Origin of the sequence: Rhizobacter sp. Root1221 (assembly GCF_001425785.1) — a bacterium.
Lineage (GTDB): Bacteria > Pseudomonadota > Gammaproteobacteria > Burkholderiales > Burkholderiaceae_C > Rhizobacter.
This window is the reverse complement of the sequence record NZ_LMDI01000003.1, coordinates 139,189-160,473: the sequence shown is the minus strand read 5'-3', so window position 1 is coordinate 160,473 and position 21,285 is coordinate 139,189. Positions and strand designations below refer to the sequence as shown.

General features: G+C 64.2%; 19 protein-coding genes. 8 read left to right on the top strand and 11 right to left on the bottom strand.

What is annotated here, in order from left to right:
- Nucleotides 1-58 precede the first annotated feature (58 nt).
- Genes ASC87_RS30540 through ASC87_RS33005 form a run of 8 tightly spaced genes read right to left on the bottom strand, consistent with a single transcriptional unit; the run spans nucleotide 59 to nucleotide 10,261 of the window.
- Nucleotides 59-2,473, bottom strand: a complete 2,415-nt coding sequence (locus ASC87_RS30540; RefSeq protein WP_082568363.1) for a DUF4157 domain-containing protein — start codon at nucleotides 2,471-2,473, stop codon at nucleotides 59-61.
- Nucleotides 2,474-2,481: 8 nt separating this feature from the next.
- Nucleotides 2,482-2,757: a hypothetical protein gene (locus ASC87_RS03750; RefSeq protein WP_056656871.1), complete on the bottom strand. Its 276-nt coding sequence runs from the start codon at nucleotides 2,755-2,757 to the stop codon at nucleotides 2,482-2,484.
- Nucleotides 2,754-4,865, bottom strand: a complete 2,112-nt coding sequence (locus ASC87_RS03745; RefSeq protein WP_056656868.1) for an ATP-binding protein — start codon at nucleotides 4,863-4,865, stop codon at nucleotides 2,754-2,756. The genes ASC87_RS03750 and ASC87_RS03745 overlap by 4 nt, the downstream gene beginning before the upstream one ends.
- 8 nt (nucleotides 4,866-4,873) lie before the next feature.
- Nucleotides 4,874-6,211 carry a DUF4255 domain-containing protein gene (locus tag ASC87_RS03740; protein ID WP_056656865.1) on the bottom strand — a complete coding sequence of 446 codons (1,338 nt, stop codon included), beginning with the start codon at nucleotides 6,209-6,211 and terminating at the stop codon, nucleotides 4,874-4,876.
- Nucleotides 6,208-7,014 carry a hypothetical protein gene (locus ASC87_RS03735; RefSeq protein WP_056656862.1) on the bottom strand — a complete coding sequence of 269 codons (807 nt, stop codon included), beginning with the start codon at nucleotides 7,012-7,014 and terminating at the stop codon, nucleotides 6,208-6,210. Before ASC87_RS03735 ends, ASC87_RS03740 begins: the two co-directional genes overlap by 4 nt.
- Nucleotides 7,008-7,742 carry a hypothetical protein gene (locus ASC87_RS03730; RefSeq protein ID WP_056656859.1) on the bottom strand — a complete coding sequence of 245 codons (735 nt, stop codon included), beginning with the start codon at nucleotides 7,740-7,742 and terminating at the stop codon, nucleotides 7,008-7,010. Before ASC87_RS03730 ends, ASC87_RS03735 begins: the two co-directional genes overlap by 7 nt.
- A 12-nt stretch (nucleotides 7,743-7,754) precedes the next feature.
- The gene (locus tag ASC87_RS03725; protein ID WP_056656856.1) at nucleotides 7,755-8,270 is read right to left on the bottom strand and encodes a phage tail protein; all 516 of its coding nucleotides are present in this window, start codon (nucleotides 8,268-8,270) and stop codon (nucleotides 7,755-7,757) included.
- An 11-nt stretch (nucleotides 8,271-8,281) separates the two neighbouring features.
- On the bottom strand, nucleotides 8,282-10,261 hold the full coding sequence (locus ASC87_RS33005) for a phage tail sheath C-terminal domain-containing protein (RefSeq protein ID WP_056656853.1): 1,980 nt from the start codon (nucleotides 10,259-10,261) through the stop codon (nucleotides 8,282-8,284).
- Between the two features lie 51 nt (nucleotides 10,262-10,312).
- On the opposite strand from ASC87_RS33005, the gene ASC87_RS33000 reads away from it, so the two are divergent.
- The 3 genes from ASC87_RS33000 (at nucleotide 10,313) to ASC87_RS30535 (ending at nucleotide 13,122) form a co-directional block, all read left to right on the top strand.
- On the top strand, nucleotides 10,313-10,696 hold the full coding sequence (locus ASC87_RS33000; RefSeq protein ID WP_235582038.1) for a hypothetical protein: 384 nt from the start codon (nucleotides 10,313-10,315) through the stop codon (nucleotides 10,694-10,696).
- A 161-nt stretch (nucleotides 10,697-10,857) separates the two neighbouring features.
- On the top strand, nucleotides 10,858-11,835 hold the full coding sequence (locus tag ASC87_RS03710; protein ID WP_056656847.1) for a helix-turn-helix domain-containing protein: 978 nt from the start codon (nucleotides 10,858-10,860) through the stop codon (nucleotides 11,833-11,835).
- Between the two features lie 237 nt (nucleotides 11,836-12,072).
- Nucleotides 12,073-13,122 carry a sigma 54-interacting transcriptional regulator gene (locus ASC87_RS30535; protein WP_082568362.1) on the top strand — a complete coding sequence of 350 codons (1,050 nt, stop codon included), beginning with the start codon at nucleotides 12,073-12,075 and terminating at the stop codon, nucleotides 13,120-13,122.
- Here ASC87_RS30535 and ASC87_RS03700 read toward each other — a convergent pair.
- From ASC87_RS03700 to ASC87_RS03695, 3 genes are all read right to left on the bottom strand, one after another.
- Nucleotides 13,065-13,415 carry a YciI family protein gene (locus tag ASC87_RS03700; RefSeq protein WP_056656841.1) on the bottom strand — a complete coding sequence of 117 codons (351 nt, stop codon included), beginning with the start codon at nucleotides 13,413-13,415 and terminating at the stop codon, nucleotides 13,065-13,067. The genes ASC87_RS30535 and ASC87_RS03700 overlap by 58 nt on opposite strands.
- A 90-nt stretch (nucleotides 13,416-13,505) precedes the next feature.
- Complete coding sequence (locus ASC87_RS30530; protein WP_082568361.1) at nucleotides 13,506-14,138, bottom strand: class I SAM-dependent methyltransferase; 633 nt, start codon at nucleotides 14,136-14,138, stop codon at nucleotides 13,506-13,508.
- Between the two features lie 75 nt (nucleotides 14,139-14,213).
- Nucleotides 14,214-15,017 (bottom strand): SDR family NAD(P)-dependent oxidoreductase, encoded by an 804-nt coding sequence (locus tag ASC87_RS03695; RefSeq protein ID WP_056656838.1) that lies wholly within the window; start codon nucleotides 15,015-15,017, stop codon nucleotides 14,214-14,216.
- Nucleotides 15,018-15,194: 177 nt separating this feature from the next.
- Between ASC87_RS03695 and ASC87_RS03690 the strand changes: the two genes are divergently transcribed.
- From ASC87_RS03690 to ASC87_RS03670, 5 genes are all read left to right on the top strand, one after another.
- Nucleotides 15,195-16,247, top strand: a complete 1,053-nt coding sequence (locus tag ASC87_RS03690) for an AraC family transcriptional regulator (protein ID WP_056656835.1) — start codon at nucleotides 15,195-15,197, stop codon at nucleotides 16,245-16,247.
- Between the two features lie 19 nt (nucleotides 16,248-16,266).
- The gene (locus tag ASC87_RS03685) at nucleotides 16,267-17,355 is read left to right on the top strand and encodes an alpha/beta fold hydrolase (RefSeq protein ID WP_235582037.1); all 1,089 of its coding nucleotides are present in this window, start codon (nucleotides 16,267-16,269) and stop codon (nucleotides 17,353-17,355) included.
- A gap of 65 nt (nucleotides 17,356-17,420) precedes the next feature.
- Nucleotides 17,421-17,891, top strand: coding sequence for a (2Fe-2S)-binding protein (locus ASC87_RS03680; RefSeq protein WP_056656832.1), 471 nt, complete (start codon nucleotides 17,421-17,423; stop codon nucleotides 17,889-17,891).
- On the top strand, nucleotides 17,888-20,164 hold the full coding sequence (locus tag ASC87_RS03675; protein WP_056656829.1) for a xanthine dehydrogenase family protein molybdopterin-binding subunit: 2,277 nt from the start codon (nucleotides 17,888-17,890) through the stop codon (nucleotides 20,162-20,164). The genes ASC87_RS03680 and ASC87_RS03675 overlap by 4 nt, the downstream gene beginning before the upstream one ends.
- Before the next feature lie 167 nt (nucleotides 20,165-20,331).
- The gene (locus ASC87_RS03670; RefSeq protein ID WP_056656826.1) at nucleotides 20,332-21,234 is read left to right on the top strand and encodes a GGDEF domain-containing protein; all 903 of its coding nucleotides are present in this window, start codon (nucleotides 20,332-20,334) and stop codon (nucleotides 21,232-21,234) included.
- Nucleotides 21,235-21,285 lie beyond the last annotated feature (51 nt).

The following is a 21,285-nucleotide window of genomic DNA, read 5'->3' as shown; positions in this document are numbered from 1 at the left end:
CCATGACACCGCGGTTGCGAGCGGACCCTTCGCCTGTTTAGCCCGAATCGCTTCGGCCTCACTTCGGGAAAAAGTCGTAGATGATGCCGTTCGTCATATCCATGACGCGGACCACGACGTTCTTCTTGCCGAGTTTCTTCGCGTACCGTGCGGCTTGCGCGAACGCCTGATTGATGCTCTCGCCTTTCACAACGGTAAGCATCTTCAGTTCGCCCACAGTATCGAGGAAGACTACGTCCGCACCTTTCGGCGCCATCCCTCGCGCAGCGTGACCCGCAGTTCCACCGAGCTGAGGCGTCGGTTTGCGGTAGTAAGCTGCGATTGCCTTGAGATCGGCCTTAGACGGCTTGGCTTCCCTTACAAAGTAGCCGGCCTGATTCGCGATCCTGTTGACGCGAAGATACTCGGCCGTTTTCGGTGTCATCTTGCTGCCGGAAGCAACCATTGGGTCAGTGACGCCGGCGATGCTGGGTGTACCGACGACTTCAGAGGTAATCGGCGCCGCGCTATCGGTTCCTGTGGCCGCCATCACCTGTGGTTCGCGGTGAGGGACAACGTCGTTTGCGACATTTCCGTTCGACAATGCCCCGACGTATTGCAGGGGCTCGACAGCCGGGTTGCTGGCGGATTCGGAATGCTTCGGGACTTGCGAACCTGCTGCAAGATCCTTGGCGGCAGGATTCCTTGGCGTCGCCTTAAGCGCTTCTTCCTCACCGTCCTTCATGGCAGTGCTGGTGGAGGCCGCAGCATCCTCGTCGCCCTTGATCACTCCCTTGGTCGTCTGCGTAGCCTCTTTCTTTACGGCGGTCTCGGCGGTCTGCGTGACTTCCTTTTTCAGCGCCCCTTCAAGCGCCTGGCTTGCCCTGACCCGAGTTGTAGGTGCTTGCCCCGTTGTTTTCGAAGCCGTGCTGACGCCAGCCTCGGCGCTGCTTGCGATTGCGCCGGTCGGAATCGCCGGCCTGGTGTTCAATAGCTGCGGTCTGATCTCTCCTGCGGCCAATGCCGTCGCATTGGCCAAGCTGCCACCCCCGGTGTGGACCGGCAGGCTGTTGTCGACTGCGACCATGACTCTGGAGAGAGCACCCGCAGCCCTGGGGCGCAGCCATCGCATCATCCGCGAAGGCGGTTTGGGCACGGGTTTCGTCGCGGCGATACCTCCAAGGTTGGCAGCATTGGACGCTATGAATTCGGGGTCTTGCCATGCTCCCGCGTTGGAGTCAACCACTGCGCCCAACGCGCCGCCCCAGTCTCCCTCCATCGCCATGTCGGTGGCTTGTCCAGCCCTGGCTTCCCAGCCCTTCAGCTCACCTCCTCCACTCGGGTAAATGGTCTCCGCGATATTTGCGTGGTACTTTTCATTTGCAAGGAAGGTGTCCAATTCGGCCGGTCCGATGGCGTATTCGCTTCGGTTCGCCTGGCGATTGAAGGCTGCGTAGTAAAAGACTTCTCCTGTTTCCTTGTCAGCGTGGCTGACCAGCCAATAGCGACTCGATTTGTTGACGACGCGGTCCTGCGTTGCGGCGCGCGTCAAGGTTCGTTCGGCAACATACATCAGCTTGACGCCATGGAAGACTTGGGCTTTCCGCCAGCGTTCTCGGAAAAACTGATTGAGCTCGGGAGTGTCGTCGGCTGGATCCACAGACCGCTTGGTGGCGGACGGGGCGAAGGAACCCTCGGAGGATCCCTCGGAGTGTTTTCGTGCCTCCCGTGCGGGGTTTTCCTGTGCCGTCGTTCCGGATGCAGTAGACGAACCTGCCTGTGGGGCCTGCTTCGGGTCAGGAGACATTCGGTCCAGAGTTTGCAGCCCCCGATCGACCAATGCTTCTGCCGGTTTCGGCACGTCGGCACCAGTTATCGCTTCGGCCTGTGCAATGGCCTTGTCCACAGCCTTCTCACCCAGGCTACCGGCAAGTAGACCCGCCACGGGCCAGACCCGCTTGCGGACATCTTTCCAGGGCAGGCGCGCTAGGCCGACACCGCACGCCCCCGCAATCGGAACGGGTCCGCGGCTCGCGATCGCATGGTCTGCAGCCGCATCCGCCGCGGCCTCTAGCGAACTCCCCGGTTCGAGCGGGGGGGCGATACCCCCCCGGGATTGTTGCACTACATGTGCCAATTCATGAGCCAGGATGTGCTTTCCTTCATCGGTGTTGGGTGCAAACTGCTCCCGTCCAAAGACGACATCCGATCCCACCGTGTATGCCCTGGCGTCCACCTCGTCGGCCGATTTCCTTGCGAACGTGTCTGTATGGATGCGAACGTGGCTGAAGTCGTGAGCGAATCGCTGCTCCATAAAACTTAGGGTGACCCGGTCCAGAGGTTCGCCTGGGGAAACCGGAGGGCCGTTGACGATTCGCGAGGCCGAATTGCTGACATCCCGGTTTCTCCAATTACGAGCCAGATTACGTGATGGTTCGGCTGGAGCAGCGCTCGAAAGCGCGGAGGCCGCATGTTCAAGCATGGCTGGTTTCATGGCGATCCTTAGGATTGAGGTGCAGTTGGCCAAACGCTCTGCGCGACGACGGGACCGAGCGTCATTCCGAGCGCGGCGCCGCGGACGTCGACCGCCATCGGCATTGCTATGTGTCGGCGTTCGAAATGAAGCTCACCTCGCGGCAAAGAAACGTTGGTCTCCATCCGTTCCAGCAATTGCGCCTCGAGGGACATCCGCAATGCGTCCTTCAATCGTGCGCGTTCGATTGACGATAGGTTCGCGCCGTCGACGATCAGACGATCGATCCTGAAGCGCACCTTCATTCGACGACCTCCGGCCGATCGGCCATAGGCGTCGCGAGATCGCGCAACTGCGACTCCGCGACCGGCCGCTCGATCTTGCGCAACTCCCACCGGATCGCGTCGAGCACATGATGCATTTCGACGTTCGCTGATTCGCTCGCCGCTGCATGCGCAGCCGCGAGCGCAGCGTTGAAGATGCTGCCGCCCGTCAGCACGAACCGTGACAAATGATTGAGGTCGAGCGCGCCCACACACTCTGGCCGCGGGAACACGCCGGCCCAGATGGCCTTGCGCTCCGCGGCGCTCGGGAAGGGAAACCCGATGACGAAGCGCAAACGCCGCATGAACGCCGTATCGAGCGCGTGCTTCATGTTGGTCGCCAGCAGCGCGACGCCACGGAAGCTCTCCATGCGCGTGAGCAGGTAGTCCACGTCGATGTTTGCGAAGCTGTCGAGACCGTCCTTGGCCTCGGTGCGCTTGCGGAAAACGGCGTCGGCCTCGTCGAACAGAATCACCGCGCCGCCGGCCTCGGCGGCATCTAGTGTGCGGCGCATATTCTTCGAGGTCTCACCGATGTACTTGCTCATGAGGGTAGAGAGGTCCACCCGAAACAACGCCAGCGACAGCCCGTTGGCCACGACCTCGGCAGCCATCGTCTTGCCGGCACCGCTCTCGCCGTGGAACAGCGCCGCGATGCCCAGCCCGCGGCTGCTGCGCTCGCTGAAGCCGTAGTCGTCCAACGCCGCTGCGCGGTGGCGAGCGTGGCTGATCAAACGTTCGAGCTGCGCCTTCTCTTGCGCCGGGAGTTGCAGGTCGTTGATCGTCGCGCGCGGCACGATGCGCTGCGCCAGGCCGTTGAGCTCGCCGGCAGTGCGGGCCACGCATACGTCCCAAGCGGTCTGCGCAACATGCTCGTCGGTCTTTGCTATCGAGCGCGCAGCCGCCGCCAGGCTGGCGATGCGCGAGGCGCTCAGCGTGAACTCCGCGCCCAGTCGCTGGACGGCCTCTTGGGGCGGCTGGGCCTGCGCATCCGCTTGTACGTCGCTAGCCAGCGCCTCATGCCAGAGCGCCTCACGCTCTTTCGCCTGCGGCGCTTCCACCGCGACGACCACCGACTGCTCGAGGCCGATCAGCGCTTCGCGGCATGCCAGAAGCACCGGTGCACCGATGCGTTGCAGCAGCCGCCAGCGGCGCGCATCCGGGCTGGCGCGGCCGTCTTCGCCCAGGCCGCGTTCGCTGTCGATGCCGTGTACCAGCAAGGCGATGGGCAAGAGCGTGGCCTCGCGCGTCCACAGTTGCACCAACTGCTCGGTATCCTCTGCGGACCCGGGCAGGGTATCCGCGGCGATGGCCAACAGCACGCGGCCGCACGCGCTGGCCGCCGCCGCGGCGACGTCGCGCTTGGAGGAGTCGTCCGCGCCGGTCAATTGCAGCAGGTGGCCGGCCAAGGGTTGTTCCAGCCATTGGGTCAACGCATCGGCAGCGGACTGCTGCGACGGCGGCAGCATGGTCGCCGCCGGCACGACGGAACACAGGGAAGCCAGCCGCTCGTCCAGGTAGTTGAGCCCCTTGACGTAGGCGCCAATGCGCTCGTCGATGCGAAGCGGCGCGTTGAGCAGCGACATGGCGCCCGCCTGATGCACCTCGATCATGCGCAAGGCACGCAACGGGCGGTGCGGCGAGAGGGCGTCCCAGCGCGGCTCTTCGAACAGCGACATCGCCAGCGCGAAGCTTGGCGCACGCGACGCTGCCGTGCCGAGTAGGGCGGCGAGCAGGTCGGGCAGGCCGGGGTCGATCTCCAGGGCAGCCACCAGCAGCAGCACGTCGGTTTCGAAGCGCGACAGGCCCAGTCGAGCAGCCAGCTCCACGAGTGCGGGGGCGGGCTGGCGCGAAGCTGCTTCATCGAAGGCCGTGCGCGCCGATTCGATGTGCGACGAGGTGAGTGGTGCACCCAGCAGCAAGGTGTCGGGCTGTTTCTTGCGACCCAGAGACAGAGGCCACAGCCCCGCAGGCTTCGCTTCGGGCTCGCCCGGTGTGGGCGCCCTGCGGGCCTCCAGGCAAGCGCGCAGCCAGGTCAGGCCGGCTTTGAGGTAGGCCTGGTTGCTGGCTTCGAAATCGCTGGTGGCCATGGCGGGGCCTATGCCGGCAGGGCGATGAGTTGTTGGGGATCGAACTGCGGTGGCTGCGCGGAGCGGTCACGCACGGTCAGGCTGCTGATTTCGTCGACGCGCAGCAGCACCGGCACTGGCACGCCGGAGGGCGCCACGCCTGCGATGCCGGCGGTGAGGGAATCGGTCTCTTGCGTGAACGGCTGCGGCGCGAAGGGCTGGGTGCCGACGAAGATTTCGACGCGCTGCTCCGGCAACACCCGTGGGAAGAAGCGGATGGACAGCGCCAGTGTGTTGCCCGTGCCGCTGAGCTGCGGCGGCGTGAACAGGCGCGGCGCGATGTCCAGGCCCAGCCCTTGCACGTCGGTCGAACGATCGATCTGGCCCGCCGTGCGCATCTTCAGGCTCACGGTGTAGTGGCCGGCGAGCCAAGCTGGCCAGGTGCTGGGAGCGGAATTTGCGTTGACCGCGGGCAGGTCGACGACCACGCGCGTGTCGGTCGAACTCGCATCGACGGGCAGCTCGATGGCCTTGGCGAGCCTCGGGTGGGAGAACACAGCGAAGACTGCATCGCCGCTCAGCAACACACCGGTAAGGATGAGGCGGTCACCCAGTTCGGCGGCCGCGTGTGTGCCTCCGCCTGACGGCACGACTTCGATGCCTTCGAGTGTGGGCACGGTCGGGCGCGGGGCCAGCAGGTTGGGCTGGCTGGTGACGCCGAGATCGCCCTTGCCACGCTGGAGCACGGGCAAGGCCGTGACGACTGGCCGCTTGCTCTGGATCAGCACCGTGGACACCTGGTAGGCGACGGTGGGGCGGTAGCGGGCCTGCATCGCCGTCCACATGCGCGACAACTCGTCGGCATTGAGGTAGTGCGGCGTGATCTTGATGGCCTCGACCTGGTCGGCCAGGTCGATCGCGTTGCGCCCCTGACCGTCATCGGGAATGAGCGCGACCGTGATCGGGTTGGTCGGGCTCAGCGAACGGCGTATCGACTCGCGCCCGATGATGCCGTTGTTGTGCATGATCTCCATCGCGTAACCGAGCAGGATCTCGGCATTGAGATCGGCTTGGCCGTAGGCGGTGAGCATGTAGTGCAGGTCCAGCGCGAGCGGCGGGTTGCTCAGGCGTTCGCCCCTGGCGCCGCGCGAGGGCTGCGCCGCGTTGCGCCAGCCCTGGTTGGGCGTGACGTGGTACAGGAAGAGGTTGAGGCGGTTCTGTTCGGTCTCTCCGGTGGTGACGCGGTCCGGTGGCGCTGCGGTGACGCTGAACGAGCCGACGCGCGCCAGATCGTTGTCGATGAGGCCGTCATTGAGCAGGTCTTTGAGCACGGCAGTGACCGCGGCGATGGCGAGCGGGCTGCTCATGAGCGTGCTCCCCGGCCTCGGGCGCCAAGGTGCGCTGCGAGTGAGCTGGTCGACGGCGCGGCTGCGCGAGGCGCTGGCGCAGCGGATGGGCTTGGCGCGGTCTGTGCCCGAACCTCGATCCGGCCGATGTGAATTTCGATGGTCGGCTCGGCACGCATGGGCGCCGGGCGCGGCAGCGGTGAAACCGGCGATGCGTCGCGGCTTCGCAAGGCCGCGCGGGCGGGTTCGGGAAACGCTTGCGGTCGCGGCATGGCCGGCCGGTCCTGGGGCTCCTGACGCGGTTCGCGGTGCGCGGCGGATTCGAGGGCGGAGCGGCGCGGCAAGATGTCGGGCGCACGATTGCCCTGCTCGACCGGGCTGCGCGCTTGCGCCAGGGCAGCGGCCGTGGGCTGGCTGGGCTGCACGGCGTGCGAGCTGCTCGTTGTGCGCACGCCGCTCGGCGTGGCGTCGTGCGCATGGGTGGGCCTCGCTTCGCTGATCGCGTGCTGCTCGGAAGGCGCAGTGGCGTCGCGGGTCGCGTGCGCGGCAGGCCCGTCGGGCATGCGCTGCGTTGCGACGGTTCCCTGCTGGCCTGTCGTACCGGGAGGGTGGCGCATCGGCGGCGCCCACGAAGGCGCCACCCTGTCGGGCGGACCATCGTCCTCGGCGGTCCCCACCTCGGGCGGAGAGTCAAGGTGATAGGGCTGCAGCGGCCGCAGCCGAGACCGGTCAGCACCGTTCATCTCCGGTGCCGCCGCGCCGGCGGCCAGGCGATCGAACAGGCCCAAGCCCGGCGATGGCGCGTCGATGGGTGCCGTCACCATTCGCGCACCATGTCGAGGTAGTGCTGCCGGCGCACCGGCGACAGCGCGAGGATCTGCTGCTCGCTCCAACCGAACACCGAGGCCAGGCGAGCCACGTCGCCAAGCAGGCGTTGGGCCAGGGTCGACAGATCAGCCCACAGCATGCCGATGATGTCGGCCGCCGCCCGCCACCGGTGGCCGCAGGCGGGGCAATCCATCACGATGTCGATCGCGGCCAGCGGGTCCAGCCGCAGCAACTCCTGTTCGATCGCGGTGCGAGTGTGCGGCGGCAGATCGACAAGCGCCGCGTCGTTGCTCTGCAAAGCAGGCGCTGTGACGATGGCTTGCAGAAGTCGCGCTGCGCTCGATGCGTCGGCCGGCGCCGCGCTCGTGAGATCGGCCAGCACGGGTAAGCGAAAGCGCGGCGTGGCCGGGCTCTCGTCGATGGTGTGCCAAGCCGGCGTTTGCGCTGGGTCAGTGCCCGGCGCAGCGGTGAGCATGGCCGCGACATCGAGCCGCACCTCGGCGACTTGCGCGCATGCCGGGCAGTCGGCCACGCAATCCCAGGTCGGGCCGAAGAGGGCGGCACGCAACTCCAGCAACCGTGCATTGGCCACGCCCAGGGGCCACTGCGCCACCGTGGCGTCCGCCCATGCGGACTGCAGTAGCAGCGCCGCGCGGCCCGAGGGCGTGGCGCGTGAGCCGGCGTCCCAGAGGTCGAGCAGTTGCGCTTGTGTGGGTGCGTGCATGACGAGCGGCGCCTAGTTCACCGTGGGCTCTGTCGGTTCTTGCAGGCCGTCGTCGCGCTCCCAGCCTTCATTTTCCAGCTTCAGGTGCTGGATCAACACGGCGTTCGCGTTGGCGTCCAGCTCCGACGATGACTGGTACTCGGAGACCCAGCAGCGGTGCACGTGATAGCGCAACACGGCTTGGCCCGCCTCGTTCAGGATCTCGATCGTGATGTCCTTGCGGAAGTCCTTCAGAGAGACTTCTTTGCCGAGCCCGCCCGTGAAATTCCATACCTTCTTGGCCCATTGCTCGAACTGCTTGTCGTGCGTGACGCCTTGTTCCAGCGTGATGGCTTCGTACTTGTTGCGTCCCGGTGACTTGTAGCTGGTGCTGGGGTCTCCACCGCGGCGGTGCTCGATCACCTCGGTCGTGCGCTTGAGACCGCTGACCTTGCAGATGCCGGCTACCGTCTCGGTCCCGAACTTCACCAGGAACTTGAAGTTCTTGTACGGATCATGTCGCTGTGCATTGGCGGTGAATTCGGCCATGTCGCCTCCTTTCAGGTTTCAATTTCGCCGGTCATCTGCTGCAGCCGGATCACGACGAACTCGGCTGGTTTCAGCGGCGCAAAGCCAACGTTGATGTTGACAATGCCCAGGTTGATGTCGTTCTGCGTGGTTGTCTCCGCATTGCAGTTCACGAAATAGGCCTCGTTCTTGGTCTGCCCCTGGAAGGCGCCTTGGCGGAACAGGTTGTTCATGAAGGCGCCGACGTTGAGCCGAATCTGTGCCCACAGCGGTTCGTCGTTGGGCTCGAACACCACCCACTTCAAGGCGCGGTACAGGCTCTCCTCGATGAAGAGCGCAGTGCGTCGAACGGCTGTGTACTTGTATTCGTCGGCGAACGCGTCGGCGCCGCGCAAGGTGCGCGCGCCCCATAGCACGCGGCCGAACACGGGGAACGTGCGCAGGCAGTTGATGCCCAGCGGGTTGAGCAGACCGTTCTCGTCGTCAGTGAGCGCCAGTGTGAACGAGCTGACGCCGAGGAACGACGCATCCATGCCCGCCGGCGACTTCCAGACGCCGCGCTGGGTGTCAGTGCGGGCGAAGATGCCGGCCACCGCGCCGCAGGCTGCGAAGTCTTCCATCTGGTTGGCGCGCAGTGGGTTGGGCATCCTCAGGCGCGGGAAAAACAGCGCTGCGTTTCGCCCGCGGTAGCCGACCTCGTCGTCGTCGGGGTTTGAAAAGCCGATGGTGGCTTGGTTCACCGATTGCCAGGTGCTGGGCGCATCCACCAGTAGCATCGCCCGGCGCTTTTCACAGTAGGCACCGGCCACGGCAATGACGCTCGTCTCCACATCCTTCGACGCGTTGTGGGGGGCGATGCACATGAGGTTGAAGATGCCGTCTCGCGTGTACAGCTGCTCCAGCGCGTGCAGCCCCTTTTTCTGCGCTTCGCCGTTGGGTTGGACAAAGTCGCCGAACTCCAATGACCCGCCGTCATCGACGCTGCTGAGTGCGGCGTCCAGCGCCGCTTTGACGCCATCCTTCGCCTTCTTGACGGCCGTGCCCGTTTTATCGGGCTTCTTCTGGTCTTCCGCCACTGCCGCCTGCAGTGCGGCATAGGCGGTGGCGAGCGCGTCGCCTTTCACTTTTTTGAGATCTGGGAGGTGTGCATCTTCAAGGTCGCCGCTCCAGGCAATCAGCGTGGAAGAGGACTCCAGCACCTTGTCGACTCGACGCACGCTACCCTTCTCCAGCGTGACGTTGAGATGCGTCTCCGTACCGCCGCCCGGACCGAGATCCGTCACCGTCAGGTTGAAGAGCTTGTCGGCCGGGACCTTGAGGTCCTTCGCGATGTCCGACAGCCCACGCCCGCTTGCCGCTTCGACCTGCACGCGCAGGTAGCCCGCCCACCGGCCCGGACTAAGGGCCCGGAACTTCAGGGAGGTCGGAGTCGGAGTTGTTGTCGTTGTCGTTGTCGGGGTAGTTGTCGGGGTCGGATCGACGACGACGATCTCGCGGCAATCGTTCGGCAAGTCGGCCAAGGTTGCGCGCGCCGTCGCGACAGCCGCGTCGATGGCCTTCTTGTCCGCCGTGTCGGCCAGCAGGGCAATAGGGGCATTGGCGTTGTTGGCTGCGCTCACCTCGGACGCGGAGCGATTCGCATCGGTGATCTTCTTGAGCGCCTCCGCAGCTTTGGCCTTCGCGTCCTTGCCGTTTGTCGCCTCCTCCGCCGCCGCAGCAATGTCGTTGACAGCGTTCTGCGGAAGCGAATGGAACAGCCGAACGATCACGGCTCGCGCGCCACCGTTGAGATAGAAGTCTCGAACGGCGAAGCTCATCGCGCTGTCAAGCCACAGCCCACCGAACACGCGCTCGAAATCGGCGAAGCTGGTAATGTCGACGGCCTTGTCGACCGGCCCTTTCCGAGCGCGCCCGATGAATGCTGTGACCGAGGTAGCTACACCGGTGACCGTGCGCACACCACTGGGCACTTCCTCTACGTAGACGCCTGGATAGGTGAGTGAACTCGGCATTGTTCGTCCTTTCGACTAGGAATCTGGAGAACGTTGGGCTCGATACTGCACTTGACCGTCGGCACCGTTGCGCGCAGCGATTTGCCCGCGCGCAATGAGAAGTTCAAGCGCCGCAAGAACGTTGCCTTTGGCTTCGACATAGCGCTGCCGCGGAATCCACCAGTCGCAGATGCCTTCGACCGTGTCGCACGCGTTGGGCCGCGACGCGACATACCGAAGGATCGTGTCGGCGAGTTCGTCGATGGAGTGAACGCCTTGCGTCATCACGTGTGGCCTGGATTGCGCATGCTCATGACCACAGTGATAGCGCGAACCATGCCAATGCAGATCCGCCACTGGTTCGTTGATTCCATTGATGATTTTCTCGCCCGGCGCTGCCAACGTGTGTACGTGCAGGCACGCTGCTTGGCTGGCCAGCGGTACCCGCCGCACTGAGGGCTTGGATGTGTCGCTCGCGACACGGCCCAGCCCGAGAACACACAGGTTGATATCGCCATGGCCCCAACCTCATCCCTATGTTTAGGGATGAGGGTTTCCCTAACAGGCAGTAGCCTGCAAAATTGCCGCACCAGACCCTTGACCGTGGAGAAATTCGCATGGAACAGTCGGCTGCTTTCTATTGGTCAACGGACGCCGCTGGTCAAAAGGAGCGCTTCGACTATTGGCGCGAGGCGATCGGCGCAGCGGTCGACCCGATGTCACCCGAACTGGAAAAGTGCAACCGCGAGACGTTCCGCGCCAGCGTCTCAGGATGGCAAATGGGCGATGCCGCGCTGATGGAGATCCGGGCCAGCCCCCATCGCACACGCCGCGCGCCGCACGATATCGCCCGCCGCAGCGGGGACTACCTGTTTCTCTACAGGCAGCAGGCGAAGGCCTGGTTCGGTTTCGACTACCAGGACGACTTCGTCACCGAACAAGGAGCGCTGTGCTTCGGGGACGCCGATCGCGCCTTCGTCACCGCGCCAACGGGCGGAGCGGATTTTCATCATTGCGTGTTGAAGCTTCCCCGGCGCATGTTCCTGTCGGTGCTCGCCCGGCCGCACGATATCAAAACCCAGGTAATCTCGGCCGCATCTGGAATAGGTGCCCTCACGACCGCCTACTTCGACGCCTTCGCCGCCCAAGCGCACCATCTTTCGCCGGAGCATCAAACCTTGGCGCTGCAGACCCTGGTGAGCCTGACTGCCGCAGCAGCCGATGGCCATGGCGTCCCCGACCACGATCCCCGACAGGCGGTACGGCAGGCGCAGCTTCAGGCCGCAAAGGGAGTGATCGAGGAAAGTCTCGTTCGCACGGATCTCACGCCGGGGGCCGTGGCGAAAAAGCTCGGGATCTCCGTGCGGCTTCTCCACAGGCTATTCGAACAGAGCGGGAGCAGCGTCTCCCGTTATATCTTGTCCCGCCGCCTGGATTTGGCGCGTGCACGGCTCGAAAGCCCCGTTCACCGCCATCAGACAGTTCTGACCATCGCGCTGGATTGCGGATTTGACAGCATCGCCACGTTCTATCGGGCCTTCAGGCAGGCATTCGGCATCGCGCCGGCGGAGTGCCGGTCAATGTCCGGGAAATAGCCGTCAGCGTCTGCTTGGCCCGTCCGCGCTGGCAATCTTCCCCTCCACCCGCCTTGTCGATCTGCTGGCTCGTGCGGCATTGAGCATCGCCATGACGTCCTATGGAATGGCTTGCACGGATTGAGAACCCGTTCGGCACGGATCGCGAAGACGTATCGCACAGTGCTCCATATTGTTTGTGCGTGCCGTCGAACTTGAGCGGCACCCAGTGGGCGATCTCGCGACCAGCCAGAGAGAATGAAAATGCGCGCTGCCGACCCGAGCCTCGATGCCATACACCTGAGAAACTTGATTGGGGCGTCACCAGCGTTCCAGGGAGCGATCGCACTGATCCGTCGATTTGCGCACTCCAAGGCTCCTATCCTGATCATTGGGGAAACCGGCACCGGCAAGGAGTTCGCCGCCCACGCCGCCCACTATCTGAGCGATCGCGGCGACGCTGCCTTCATTCCCGTCAACTGCGGTGCGCTGCCCGACGCTTTGATCGAGAGTGAACTGTTTGGTCACGCCAAAGGTGCATTCACCGACGCCAGCCGCGCACGCCCTGGTTTGATCCGGGAAGCGGAAGGCGGAACGCTATTTCTGGATGAAGTCGAAGCGCTCTCTCCACGCGGCCAAGTGATCTTGCTACGCTTCCTGCAAGATGCATCGTTTCGTGCAGTGGGCGAAGAACACCGCCGCCATGCGAACGTACGAGTCATCACCGCGTCCAACGTCAATCTTCGTCGACTGGTCGACCGCGGCGAGTTCCGATCTGATCTGATGTTTCGGCTCGACGTCCTGTCGATCGAGATGCCGCCCCTGCGCGAACGCGCAGACGATATCGCGCTGTTGGTCCCACATTTGCTCGCGAAGGCGACCCGTTCAGAAGGGGGAAACCTCAAGTCCGTTTCGCTGGCAGGTCTTCAATTGCTGTGCGGGTACTCGTGGCCGGGGAATGTGCGCGAACTCGAGCATGTGTTGTTGCGATGTCATTTGCAAAGCGACCGAGCGATCATCGAGGCGGCAGACCTGCTGAACTGCTCTTCTGCACTGACTGACAGTGCCTGCCACGTGAAGACGATGGATGGCAGCGAGTTGCGAAAAGAGAAGTTGCGCGCAGCGCATGAAGTAGAGCGCCGCTTCGTCGAGCACGCCCTTGCACGATCCAACGGCAACATCAGTGAAGCCGCCCGGCTGTGCAACATGGAGCGCGGAGCCCTCAGCAAGATGGCGAAGAAGCATCGCCTCTATGAATCCGCACTACCAGGCGCTGCCGCACCACGTGCGAGCGCGATTGCATCGTAGCCACGCGCCTTCAAACCAGGCATGGTGTAGTGCAAATAATGGCCGACACCATTCTTCACGATGGGATCTTCCGACGTGAGCGCCGAAATATCCTGGTCGTCGCCGATCTGGAAAAGGGAAACGCCATACCCGCCGGTCTCGTCGATGACGGGGCCGTGTGCGACGATCATGCCCTTGTCGAGCAGATCGTTCAAATAGGCGCCGTGCTGCTTCATCCAGTCCCGCTCATCGGCGGACAGGGTTGTCAGAAAATCCGCGCGCGGCGGAATGAACTTGCACAGGTAATATTTCATGATTGGATGTTGGTTGGAATGTGACTTTTCACTTGAAACCCAGGCGTGGCTCGCTCCGGCTGCTTGGCGGAACGGCCTGGCAATGCGCTACTACTGAGTCAGGGCGGCTGGCGCTGGATCCACGCTCGATGCGAAAGGCAACGGAGGACGACGCTTTATGCGATAGACAACCGCCGGTGGAAAGTTGGCAAATGTTCCGCCAACGCGGGTGGATTTCAACCCCAATCGATCCAGCAACACTTTCGGAATAGGGCAGAAATAGCCATAGGTGAAGAGATACAAAGCCCCATCTGCCCTGAGTTTCTGAAAAGTGCCGGCGAGAATCGCAAGGATCTTCCTCGGGGGCATCGACAAGAATGGAAGTCCGCTGATCACAGCGCCGGCTTTCAAATCTTCATGCACTTGCACCGACCCCAAATCTGCGGCGTCCATTTCCAGTATCGAGGCGGCAGGGAATTGTGAGCGCAAACGTCCAACAAACTCGCGGCCACTTTCAACCAGCACGATGTCTTCTTCGGGAACGCCACGCGTCAGCAGCGCCCTTGTGAACACACCGGTGCCCGGCCCCAGCTCGATCACCGGCCCCGTTGCGGTGGTGATCTCTCGCGTGATGACCAACGACAGGCTGCTGCTGGACGGCAACACGGATGCGACGCGCAACGGGTTGGCAAGCCACGCTCGCAAGAAATGAAAAATCTCAGATGTGCACATGGCAACTGCCATACCTCACCCCAATCTGAAAACTCATGATAGGACATCCAGGGCCACTGCTCAACAGCAGACCCCTGGGTTTCACTGCTAGGCTGTTCTCACGCTCTTCAGGATCGAGCTTTCAAACATCTTCGGCGCATAGCTCTGGAGGAAGAGAATCATGCCCGTCATCTTCCCCACGGGGTTGCTGAACCTGGGTTCCCTGGCCTCAATCAGCTTGGTGATGGTCTTGACGACGGCGACGGGCGCCTCAGCTTCGTCAATACCCTTTTGCGTCGCGGCGTTCGCTTGCTTGCGATACGCGTTGTAGTCCGCAATGCTTCCCTTGACTGCAGCCACGGCATTGTGAGCCAGGTTGGTCTTGAACCAGACAGGTTCCACCATGCTGACCTGGATATTGAACTGCGCCAGTTCGAAGCGGAGGGATTTGAAGAAGCCCTGGACTGCATGCTTCGAGGCCGTGTAGTACGACAAGTTGGGCGGGCCGATCAGCCCCACGATCGAACTGACCGTGATGATTTGCCCGCGCTTTTGCCCCCTGAAAATGGGCAACAAGGCATTCGTCACCTTGACCGTGCCCCAGAAATTGGTTTCAAACTGCTGCCTGCCCAAGTCGACAGGCGTTTCTTCGGCAATGCCGGTGACCATGTAGCCTGCGTTGTTGACCAATACATCCAGTTGCCTGGTGTGCCGAAACAGTTCCTCGGTGAACGACTTGATGGAACTGTCGTCGTCGATATCGAGGCGCAGCAGTTTGAATGAAACCTTGCCTGCATGTTTCTCCGGCTCCCGGCTGGTGCCGATGACGTTGAAGCCTTGCTGGTGAAGGTTGTTGGCCAGCATCAGCCCAAAGCCTGACGATGCACCTGTGATCAGAACTGTCTTCTTCATTGGATGATTCTCCGAACTATGGAAGGGCTCACTGTGCCGTCGACGGGGTGCCCTTGCACTCGCCGATGGCGCCAAGCCACACGCGAAACGCGCCACGTGTCGCGGGACGGGATGGCGCCTTCGGCTAGTGCCTTGGCGCGATGTGCCGCATAGACTGGCCCCATGCAACCTGGATCCATGGAAGACCCGAAAGCGCCCGGTGGCCGCATCGCGCATGCCGGCAGCTTTGCGGTGTGGCCTGGCTGGCAGGTGTTGATGCAAGACGCCGGCGTGAACGGGGCGAACGTGTTGCGCCGCGCGCAACTTCCCGGGGACTTGCTATCGCGCGAGAGCGCGCGCCTTGATTCGCCAACCTACTTCAGGCTGTGGGAAGCCATCGAGGCTGAGGCCGGTACTGCAGGCGGGCCGGCGCCCTTGCGCTTCGCCCGGAAGATGTCGGCTGACTGGTTCGACCCGGAGCTCTTCGTCGCCTTGTGCAGTGAAGACATGAACGGCGCGTTGGGTCGACTCGCCAAGTTCAAGCGCTTGAGTGGGCCGATGGCACTCAAGGTCGAGCGCACTGCCCGGCGCACCACGGTGACCTTGGAGTTCCTGGACCGGGCGTTACCCCCGCCGCCGGTGCTGGTCGCCTTCAAGCTTGTGTTCTTCGTGCAACTGGCGCGAATGGCTACCCGAAGCCCGGTGCACCCGTTGAAGGTGGGCTGGCCGTCACCAGCGATGTCGGCAGGGGACGCGAGAGCGTACGCCGACTACTTCGGTGTTTCGGTGGAGCGCATGCCTGCGCCCACAGTCGTGTTCACGGCAGAAGACACGCAGCGGCCTTTCCTGACGGCGAACCACGGCATGTGGACGTTCTTCGAGTCGGCCCTGCGCCAACGGCTGGCGGATCTGGACCGGCACGCGAGTAGCGTCGAGCGCGTACGCGGCGTGCTCCTCGAGGCCTTGCCGGCCGGCGAACTGACGATGCAGGCGGTGTCGCGCAAACTGGGTGTCAGCTCCCGCACGCTGCAGCGCAGGCTGAAGGAGGAAGGGAGCAGCTTCCAGCAAACCCTGGATGCCCTGCGAAACTCCCTGGCGCACCACTATCTCCACAACTCCGCCATGTCAGGGTCCGAGATTTCGTTCCTGTTGGGCTTCGAGGATCCGAATTCGTTTGTCCGGGCGTTCCATGGGTGGACCGGGACAACGCCCCAGGCGGTGCGCATGGCGTCCACCAAAGTCCGCAACTGATGGGGCCAGGTGCCCATCCATGCTGGCGCGTTCCGCCGGCAGTTTGGCGGGTTTCGCGAGTGCGGCGTCCGGGCAGTGTCGGCACAGTCCCATGCATGCTCACTTTGGGAACTACCTGATGACCTCCGCCAACGCCAGTACCGTCATGCCTTCAACGTTGAACCATGGACCGGCCCAATCGACGCGCCGACACGCACTCGTCACCGGTGCCGCTGCACTCACCATGCTCTCCTTGTCCAAGCCCGCGGACGCGCGGAGTGAAGGCGCAGGTGCAGTGCCGACACGCTTCGTTGAAGTGGGAGGCCGCAAGCTGGCGTACCGCTCGGTTGGGCGAGGCAAACCCGTCGTCCTCGCCCATCGATTCCGCGGGGTGATCGATCTGTGGGACCCGCTGTTCATCGACGCCTTGGCGGCGCAGGGATTCCAGGTCGTGACCTTCGATCATTCAGGCCTGGGTCTCTCGACGGGTGACAGGTCCTACAACCCCGCGTCCCTGGTGAAGGACACCAAGGATCTGATCGACGCCCTGGGCCTGAAGGATGTCGTGATCGGGGGCTGGTCCTTCGGCGGCATCGTCGCGCAGATCTACGTGGCCATGTTCGGCGCCAGTGTCAGCCACGCCGTGCTGATCTCGACCACACCGCCTGGCAAGCTGGCCAAGCCAGGCGAACAGCGCTTCTATGACGCGGCAGCGCAGGACGCTGCCACCCTCGACCAGTACACCACGCTGTTCTTCGAACCGAAGGACGCCGCAAGCCGCGCCGCATCGCAGCGCTCGTTCGAGCGCATCTTCGCCCGCAAGACCGGCCGCAGCCCCGACGTGCCGGCAGACTGGGCGTTGAAACAGGTTCCGCAATCTCCACCGAATCCGATGTTCCCCTCGGATGAGGTGCTTCAGGCGCTGAAGAACACGAACGTGCCGATCCTGCATCTGGGCGGTGACCACGACATCTCGGTGCCGGTCGAGAACTGGTACGCATTGGGCGGTCAGCTGCCCACGCTGAACCTGATCACGTACCCCCGCGCCGGGCACGCGCCGCACCACCAGGAACCCGAGCTGGCCGCCGCACAGATCGCGGCATTCATCAAGGGCACGCGAAAGGCATGACAGCGCCTTGCGGCCCGCAGCGACTCATCGATTAGCATCCGTCACTTCCATTGCCAGGAGGCCGCATGACCACGCTGAAAATCAACGATCAGTCCAGAGCCACCAGCGCGCCAGAAGAGACCCCTTTGCTGTGGGTGCTGCGCGACGAACTGGGCATGACCGGCACCAAGTTCGGTTGCGGCATGGCGCTGTGTGGTGCCTGCACCGTTCACGTGGATGGTCAAGCCACGCGGTCTTGCATCACGCCGGCTTCGGCGGTGGCTGGCCGCTCGGTGCACACGATCGAGCACATGGAGAACGACCGCGTGGGTCGAGTCGTGCAGCAGGCCTGGGTGGAACTGAACGTCGCGCAGTGCGGCTACTGCCAGGCCGGGCAGATCATGGCGGCCACGGCACTGTTGAAGGCCAGGGCCAAGCCCAACGATCGCCAGATCGATGACGCCATGTCGGGCAACATCTGTCGCTGCGGCACTTACCCGCGCATCCGCGCCGCGGTGCAGCTGGCGTCGCGTCGTCTTGCAGGAGCGAAGGCATGAGCACGCTTGACCTCGAGCTTCAGCGGCGCCAGCTGCTCCAGGCGGCCGGCTCGTTCGCGCTGGTCATCGGCTTCAACGCTGACGCGCAGGCCGAGGCCGCCGAGCCGAAGAAGTACGGTGCGGATTCGATGCCGGGCGGCACGGTGGACAACCCGCTGGTCTTCGTGTCCATCGCGGCAGACGGCACCGTCACCATCGTCGCGCACCGTGCCGAGATGGGCACCGGCGTGCGTACCAGCCTGCCCATGGTCGTCGCCGACGAGATGGAGGCCCGCTGGGATCGCGTGAAGATCGCGCAGGCGCCCGCCGACGAAGCGCGCTATGGCAACCAGAACGTCGACGGATCACGGAGCGTGCGTCACTTCTTTGTCCCGATGCGGCGGGTCGGCGCGGCGGCGAGGCAGATGCTTGAAGCCGCAGCGGCAGCGCGTTGGGGCGTTCCGCTGGCCGACGTGCAGGCGGTGCAGCACGAGGTGCTGCACCGGCCCACCGGGCGGCGGCTCGGTTACGGCGAACTGGCGGCCGATGCCGCGAGGCAACCCGTTCCCTCGGCCGATGCGCTGCGCCTGAAGACGCCCGAGCAATGGAAGTACATCGGCAAAGGCCGCATCGGCGGCGCCGACATGGACGCCATCGTCCGTGGACAGGCGATGTTCGGCATGGATGCCCGGCTGCCGGGCATGGTCTATGCCGTCGTCGCCCGGCCTCCGGTCGTGGGCGGCAAGCTGCGCACGCTGGACAGCAGCGATGCCTTGAAGGTCGCCGGCGTTCTGAAGGTGGTCGAGATCCCGGCCTTCCAAGGCCCGCCAGCCTTCCAGCCCCTGGGCGGTGTCGCCGTGGTGGCTCGCAACACCTGGGCCGCGATGCAGGGGCGTGCGGCGCTGAAGATCGAGTGGGACGACGGCCCCAACGCCAGCTACGAATCGGTCGCCTTCCGCCAGGCACAGTCGGCCGCTGTCAAGCAGGCTGGCACCGTGGTGCGCAACGATGGCGATGCCACCAAGGCCATTGCCGATGCGCCTCTTGGCCGTCGTCACAGCGCGGAATACTTCGTGCCGCACCTGGCACACGCCACGATGGAGCCGCCGGTGGCCACGGCACTCGTCAACGACCAGGGCTGCGAGATCTGGACCTCGACCCAGAATCCCCCGGCGGCGCAGTCTGTCGTGGCGGCAGCCCTGGGCCTGAAGCCGGAACAGGTGAAGGTGAACGTGCTGTTGCTGGGCGGCGGCTTTGGCCGCAAATCCAAGCCGGACTACGTGGCCGAGGCGGCACTGGTGGCCAAAGCGATGCCAGGCACGCCGGTGAAGCTGGTCTGGTCGCGCGACGACGACATCCACCATGGCTACTACCACGCCGTGTCCCTGGATCGGCTGGAAGCCGCCGTCGGCGACAACGGCCTGCCGTTGGCCTGGCTGCACCGCACGGCCGCACCGACCATCACCTCGCTGTTTGCCCCAGGGGCCAAGGCCGCCGCGCCATTCGAGACCGGCATGTCGGCCACCAACATGCCTTTCGCCGTGCCTCATGTGCGCATCGAGCGGGCCGAGGTGGCGGCGCATGCCCGCATCGGCTGGTTCCGCTCGGTGGCCAATATCCCGCATGTGTTTGCCACGCAGTGTTTCATCGACGAGTTGGCCCACCATGCGAAGCAGGACCCGCTGCAGTACGCGCTGGCGCTGATCGGTCCGCCGCGCAAGATCGACCCGGGCGCACTCTCCGATCCGTTCAACTACAGCGAGTCGCCCGTCGCGTATCCGATCGACACGGGCCGCATGCGTGCCGTCGTCGAGGCTGCGGCCCGCGGCGCGCGCTGGGGCCGAAAGCTGCCCAAGGGGCACGGGCTGGGCCTGGCGTTTGCGTACAGCTTCGTCTCGTACGCGGCGACGGTGGTGGAAGTGGCGGTGGATGCCAAGGGGCAAGTCAAGGTCGTGAGCGTTGACATGGCGCTGGACTGCGGCCCGCAGGTCAACCCGGAGCGGATCAGGGCGCAGATGGAAGGTGCGGCGGTCATGGGCCTGTCGCTGGCCTTCACCGGCGAGATCTCGTTCGAGGCGGGCCGCGTCAAGCAAAGCAACTTCCACGACTACGAGGTGCTGCGCTATGCGCAATCGCCGCGCCTGATCCGCACGCATCTGGTCGGCGGCGACCCGAAGCTGCCGCCTGGCGGCGTCGGAGAACCGCCGACGCCGCCGGTGGCGCCGGCGCTGGTCAATGCGATCTTCGCGGCGAGCGGCAAGCGTGTTCGCGATCTACCGCTGCGCAGCCTCTGAACCGAAGCCTGGTACGCGCGGTGCCGCGTACCGTCGTTGGCGCAGGCCACCTCCTGCATGCCTACAGTGATGCACCGCGTCGACGCGTCGCAGGCGCGCGTTTGTCCGACGCTGGCACGGTGTTGCGGGGCGCACCCTGGGGTGGCCATGAACTCCGGAAGTCAGCCATGACAAACGACAAGCCGCCGACGAAAAAGACACCCACCAGCGTGCCGAGGCTTGCTGCTGCGCTGGAGGAGAACAAGGACGTCAAGGTTCGGGTTGAAGGTGCCGCGAGCGACCTTGCCTCGGCCAGCGCGGTGCTGGAAGCGAAGATTGCTGGCGGAGACGCCGAAGTCGCGACGCATGTTGCATTGAAGGCCGGCAAGGACGTCGAAGACAAGGTCCAGGAGTGCGCCGATGACCTTCATTCCGTCAATGCAACGCTGGCGCAGGGCGTCGCGGCCCTGGCGCACACGGAGGATGCGTTGGCCGCCGCCCGGGAAGCGCTGAGCGATACCCAGTCGGCATTGGCAACTGCGGAGGCGAGCGAACAGAATGCGCTTCTTGCCGCGCGGCACGATTCGGCGACGGGCTTGCCGAACCGCGAATACTTCAATTCACGACTGAGCCATGACATCGCCGTGGCGGCACGCCAAGGCTTCGGACTCGCGGTGATGTTCTTCGACTTGGATAAGTTCAAGAACATCAATGACACCCACGGACACGCGGCCGGCGACGAGGTGCTGAAGCAGGTCGCCGCCCGCCTTCTCGAACACAGCCGCATGGAAGACACCGTGTGCCGCACGGGCGGCGACGAGTTCCTGTATGTGCTCATCAACCCGAAGGGGCACGCCAACATCGAGCGAATCGCTTCGGCGCTTCTGGAAACGCTCGCCTTGCCCGTGGTCTTCGAAGGCGTGCAGATTGCTGTCAGGCCGAGCATCGGGATATCGCTCTATCCCGAGCACGGAACGTCCGCGTCGCAACTGATCAGCAACGCAGATGAGGCGATGTACGCGGCAAAGAAGCGCAACGCCAGTCCGGGGTGGGCCTTCTATGACGGCGCGTCGATACCGAGTCCTGCTTGACCCAGGCTGTTGCTGCACATCGTGACGCCAGGGCGCTTCCCCCCGGTCGCG

Bases quoted from the DNA above. Each gene is read 5' to 3' on its own strand.
- ASC87_RS03700 (WP_056656841.1), bottom strand. From the start codon at position 13,415: ATGAAATATTACCTGTGCAAGTTCATTCCGCCGCGCGCGGATTTTCTG.
- ASC87_RS03735 (WP_056656862.1), bottom strand. From the start codon at position 7,014: ATGGTGACGGCACCCATCGACGCGCCATCGCCGGGCTTGGGCCTGTTC.
- ASC87_RS03695 (WP_056656838.1), bottom strand. From the start codon at position 15,017: ATGAAGAAGACAGTTCTGATCACAGGTGCATCGTCAGGCTTTGGGCTG.
- ASC87_RS03675 (WP_056656829.1), top strand. From the start codon at position 17,888: ATGAGCACGCTTGACCTCGAGCTTCAGCGGCGCCAGCTGCTCCAGGCG.
- ASC87_RS03740 (WP_056656865.1), bottom strand. From the start codon at position 6,211: ATGAGCAGCCCGCTCGCCATCGCCGCGGTCACTGCCGTGCTCAAAGAC.
- ASC87_RS03690 (WP_056656835.1), top strand. From the start codon at position 15,195: ATGGAAGACCCGAAAGCGCCCGGTGGCCGCATCGCGCATGCCGGCAGC.
- ASC87_RS30535 (WP_082568362.1), top strand. From the start codon at position 12,073: ATGAAAATGCGCGCTGCCGACCCGAGCCTCGATGCCATACACCTGAGA.
- ASC87_RS30530 (WP_082568361.1), bottom strand. From the start codon at position 14,138: ATGGCAGTTGCCATGTGCACATCTGAGATTTTTCATTTCTTGCGAGCG.
- ASC87_RS03670 (WP_056656826.1), top strand. From the start codon at position 20,332: ATGACAAACGACAAGCCGCCGACGAAAAAGACACCCACCAGCGTGCCG.
- ASC87_RS03710 (WP_056656847.1), top strand. From the start codon at position 10,858: ATGGAACAGTCGGCTGCTTTCTATTGGTCAACGGACGCCGCTGGTCAA.
- ASC87_RS03680 (WP_056656832.1), top strand. From the start codon at position 17,421: ATGACCACGCTGAAAATCAACGATCAGTCCAGAGCCACCAGCGCGCCA.
- ASC87_RS03725 (WP_056656856.1), bottom strand. From the start codon at position 8,270: ATGGCCGAATTCACCGCCAATGCACAGCGACATGATCCGTACAAGAAC.
- ASC87_RS03750 (WP_056656871.1), bottom strand. From the start codon at position 2,757: ATGAAGGTGCGCTTCAGGATCGATCGTCTGATCGTCGACGGCGCGAAC.
- ASC87_RS03685 (WP_235582037.1), top strand. From the start codon at position 16,267: ATGCTGGCGCGTTCCGCCGGCAGTTTGGCGGGTTTCGCGAGTGCGGCG.
- ASC87_RS03745 (WP_056656868.1), bottom strand. From the start codon at position 4,865: ATGGCCACCAGCGATTTCGAAGCCAGCAACCAGGCCTACCTCAAAGCC.
- ASC87_RS33005 (WP_056656853.1), bottom strand. From the start codon at position 10,261: ATGCCGAGTTCACTCACCTATCCAGGCGTCTACGTAGAGGAAGTGCCC.
- ASC87_RS03730 (WP_056656859.1), bottom strand. From the start codon at position 7,742: ATGCACGCACCCACACAAGCGCAACTGCTCGACCTCTGGGACGCCGGC.
- ASC87_RS30540 (WP_082568363.1), bottom strand. From the start codon at position 2,473: ATGAAACCAGCCATGCTTGAACATGCGGCCTCCGCGCTTTCGAGCGCT.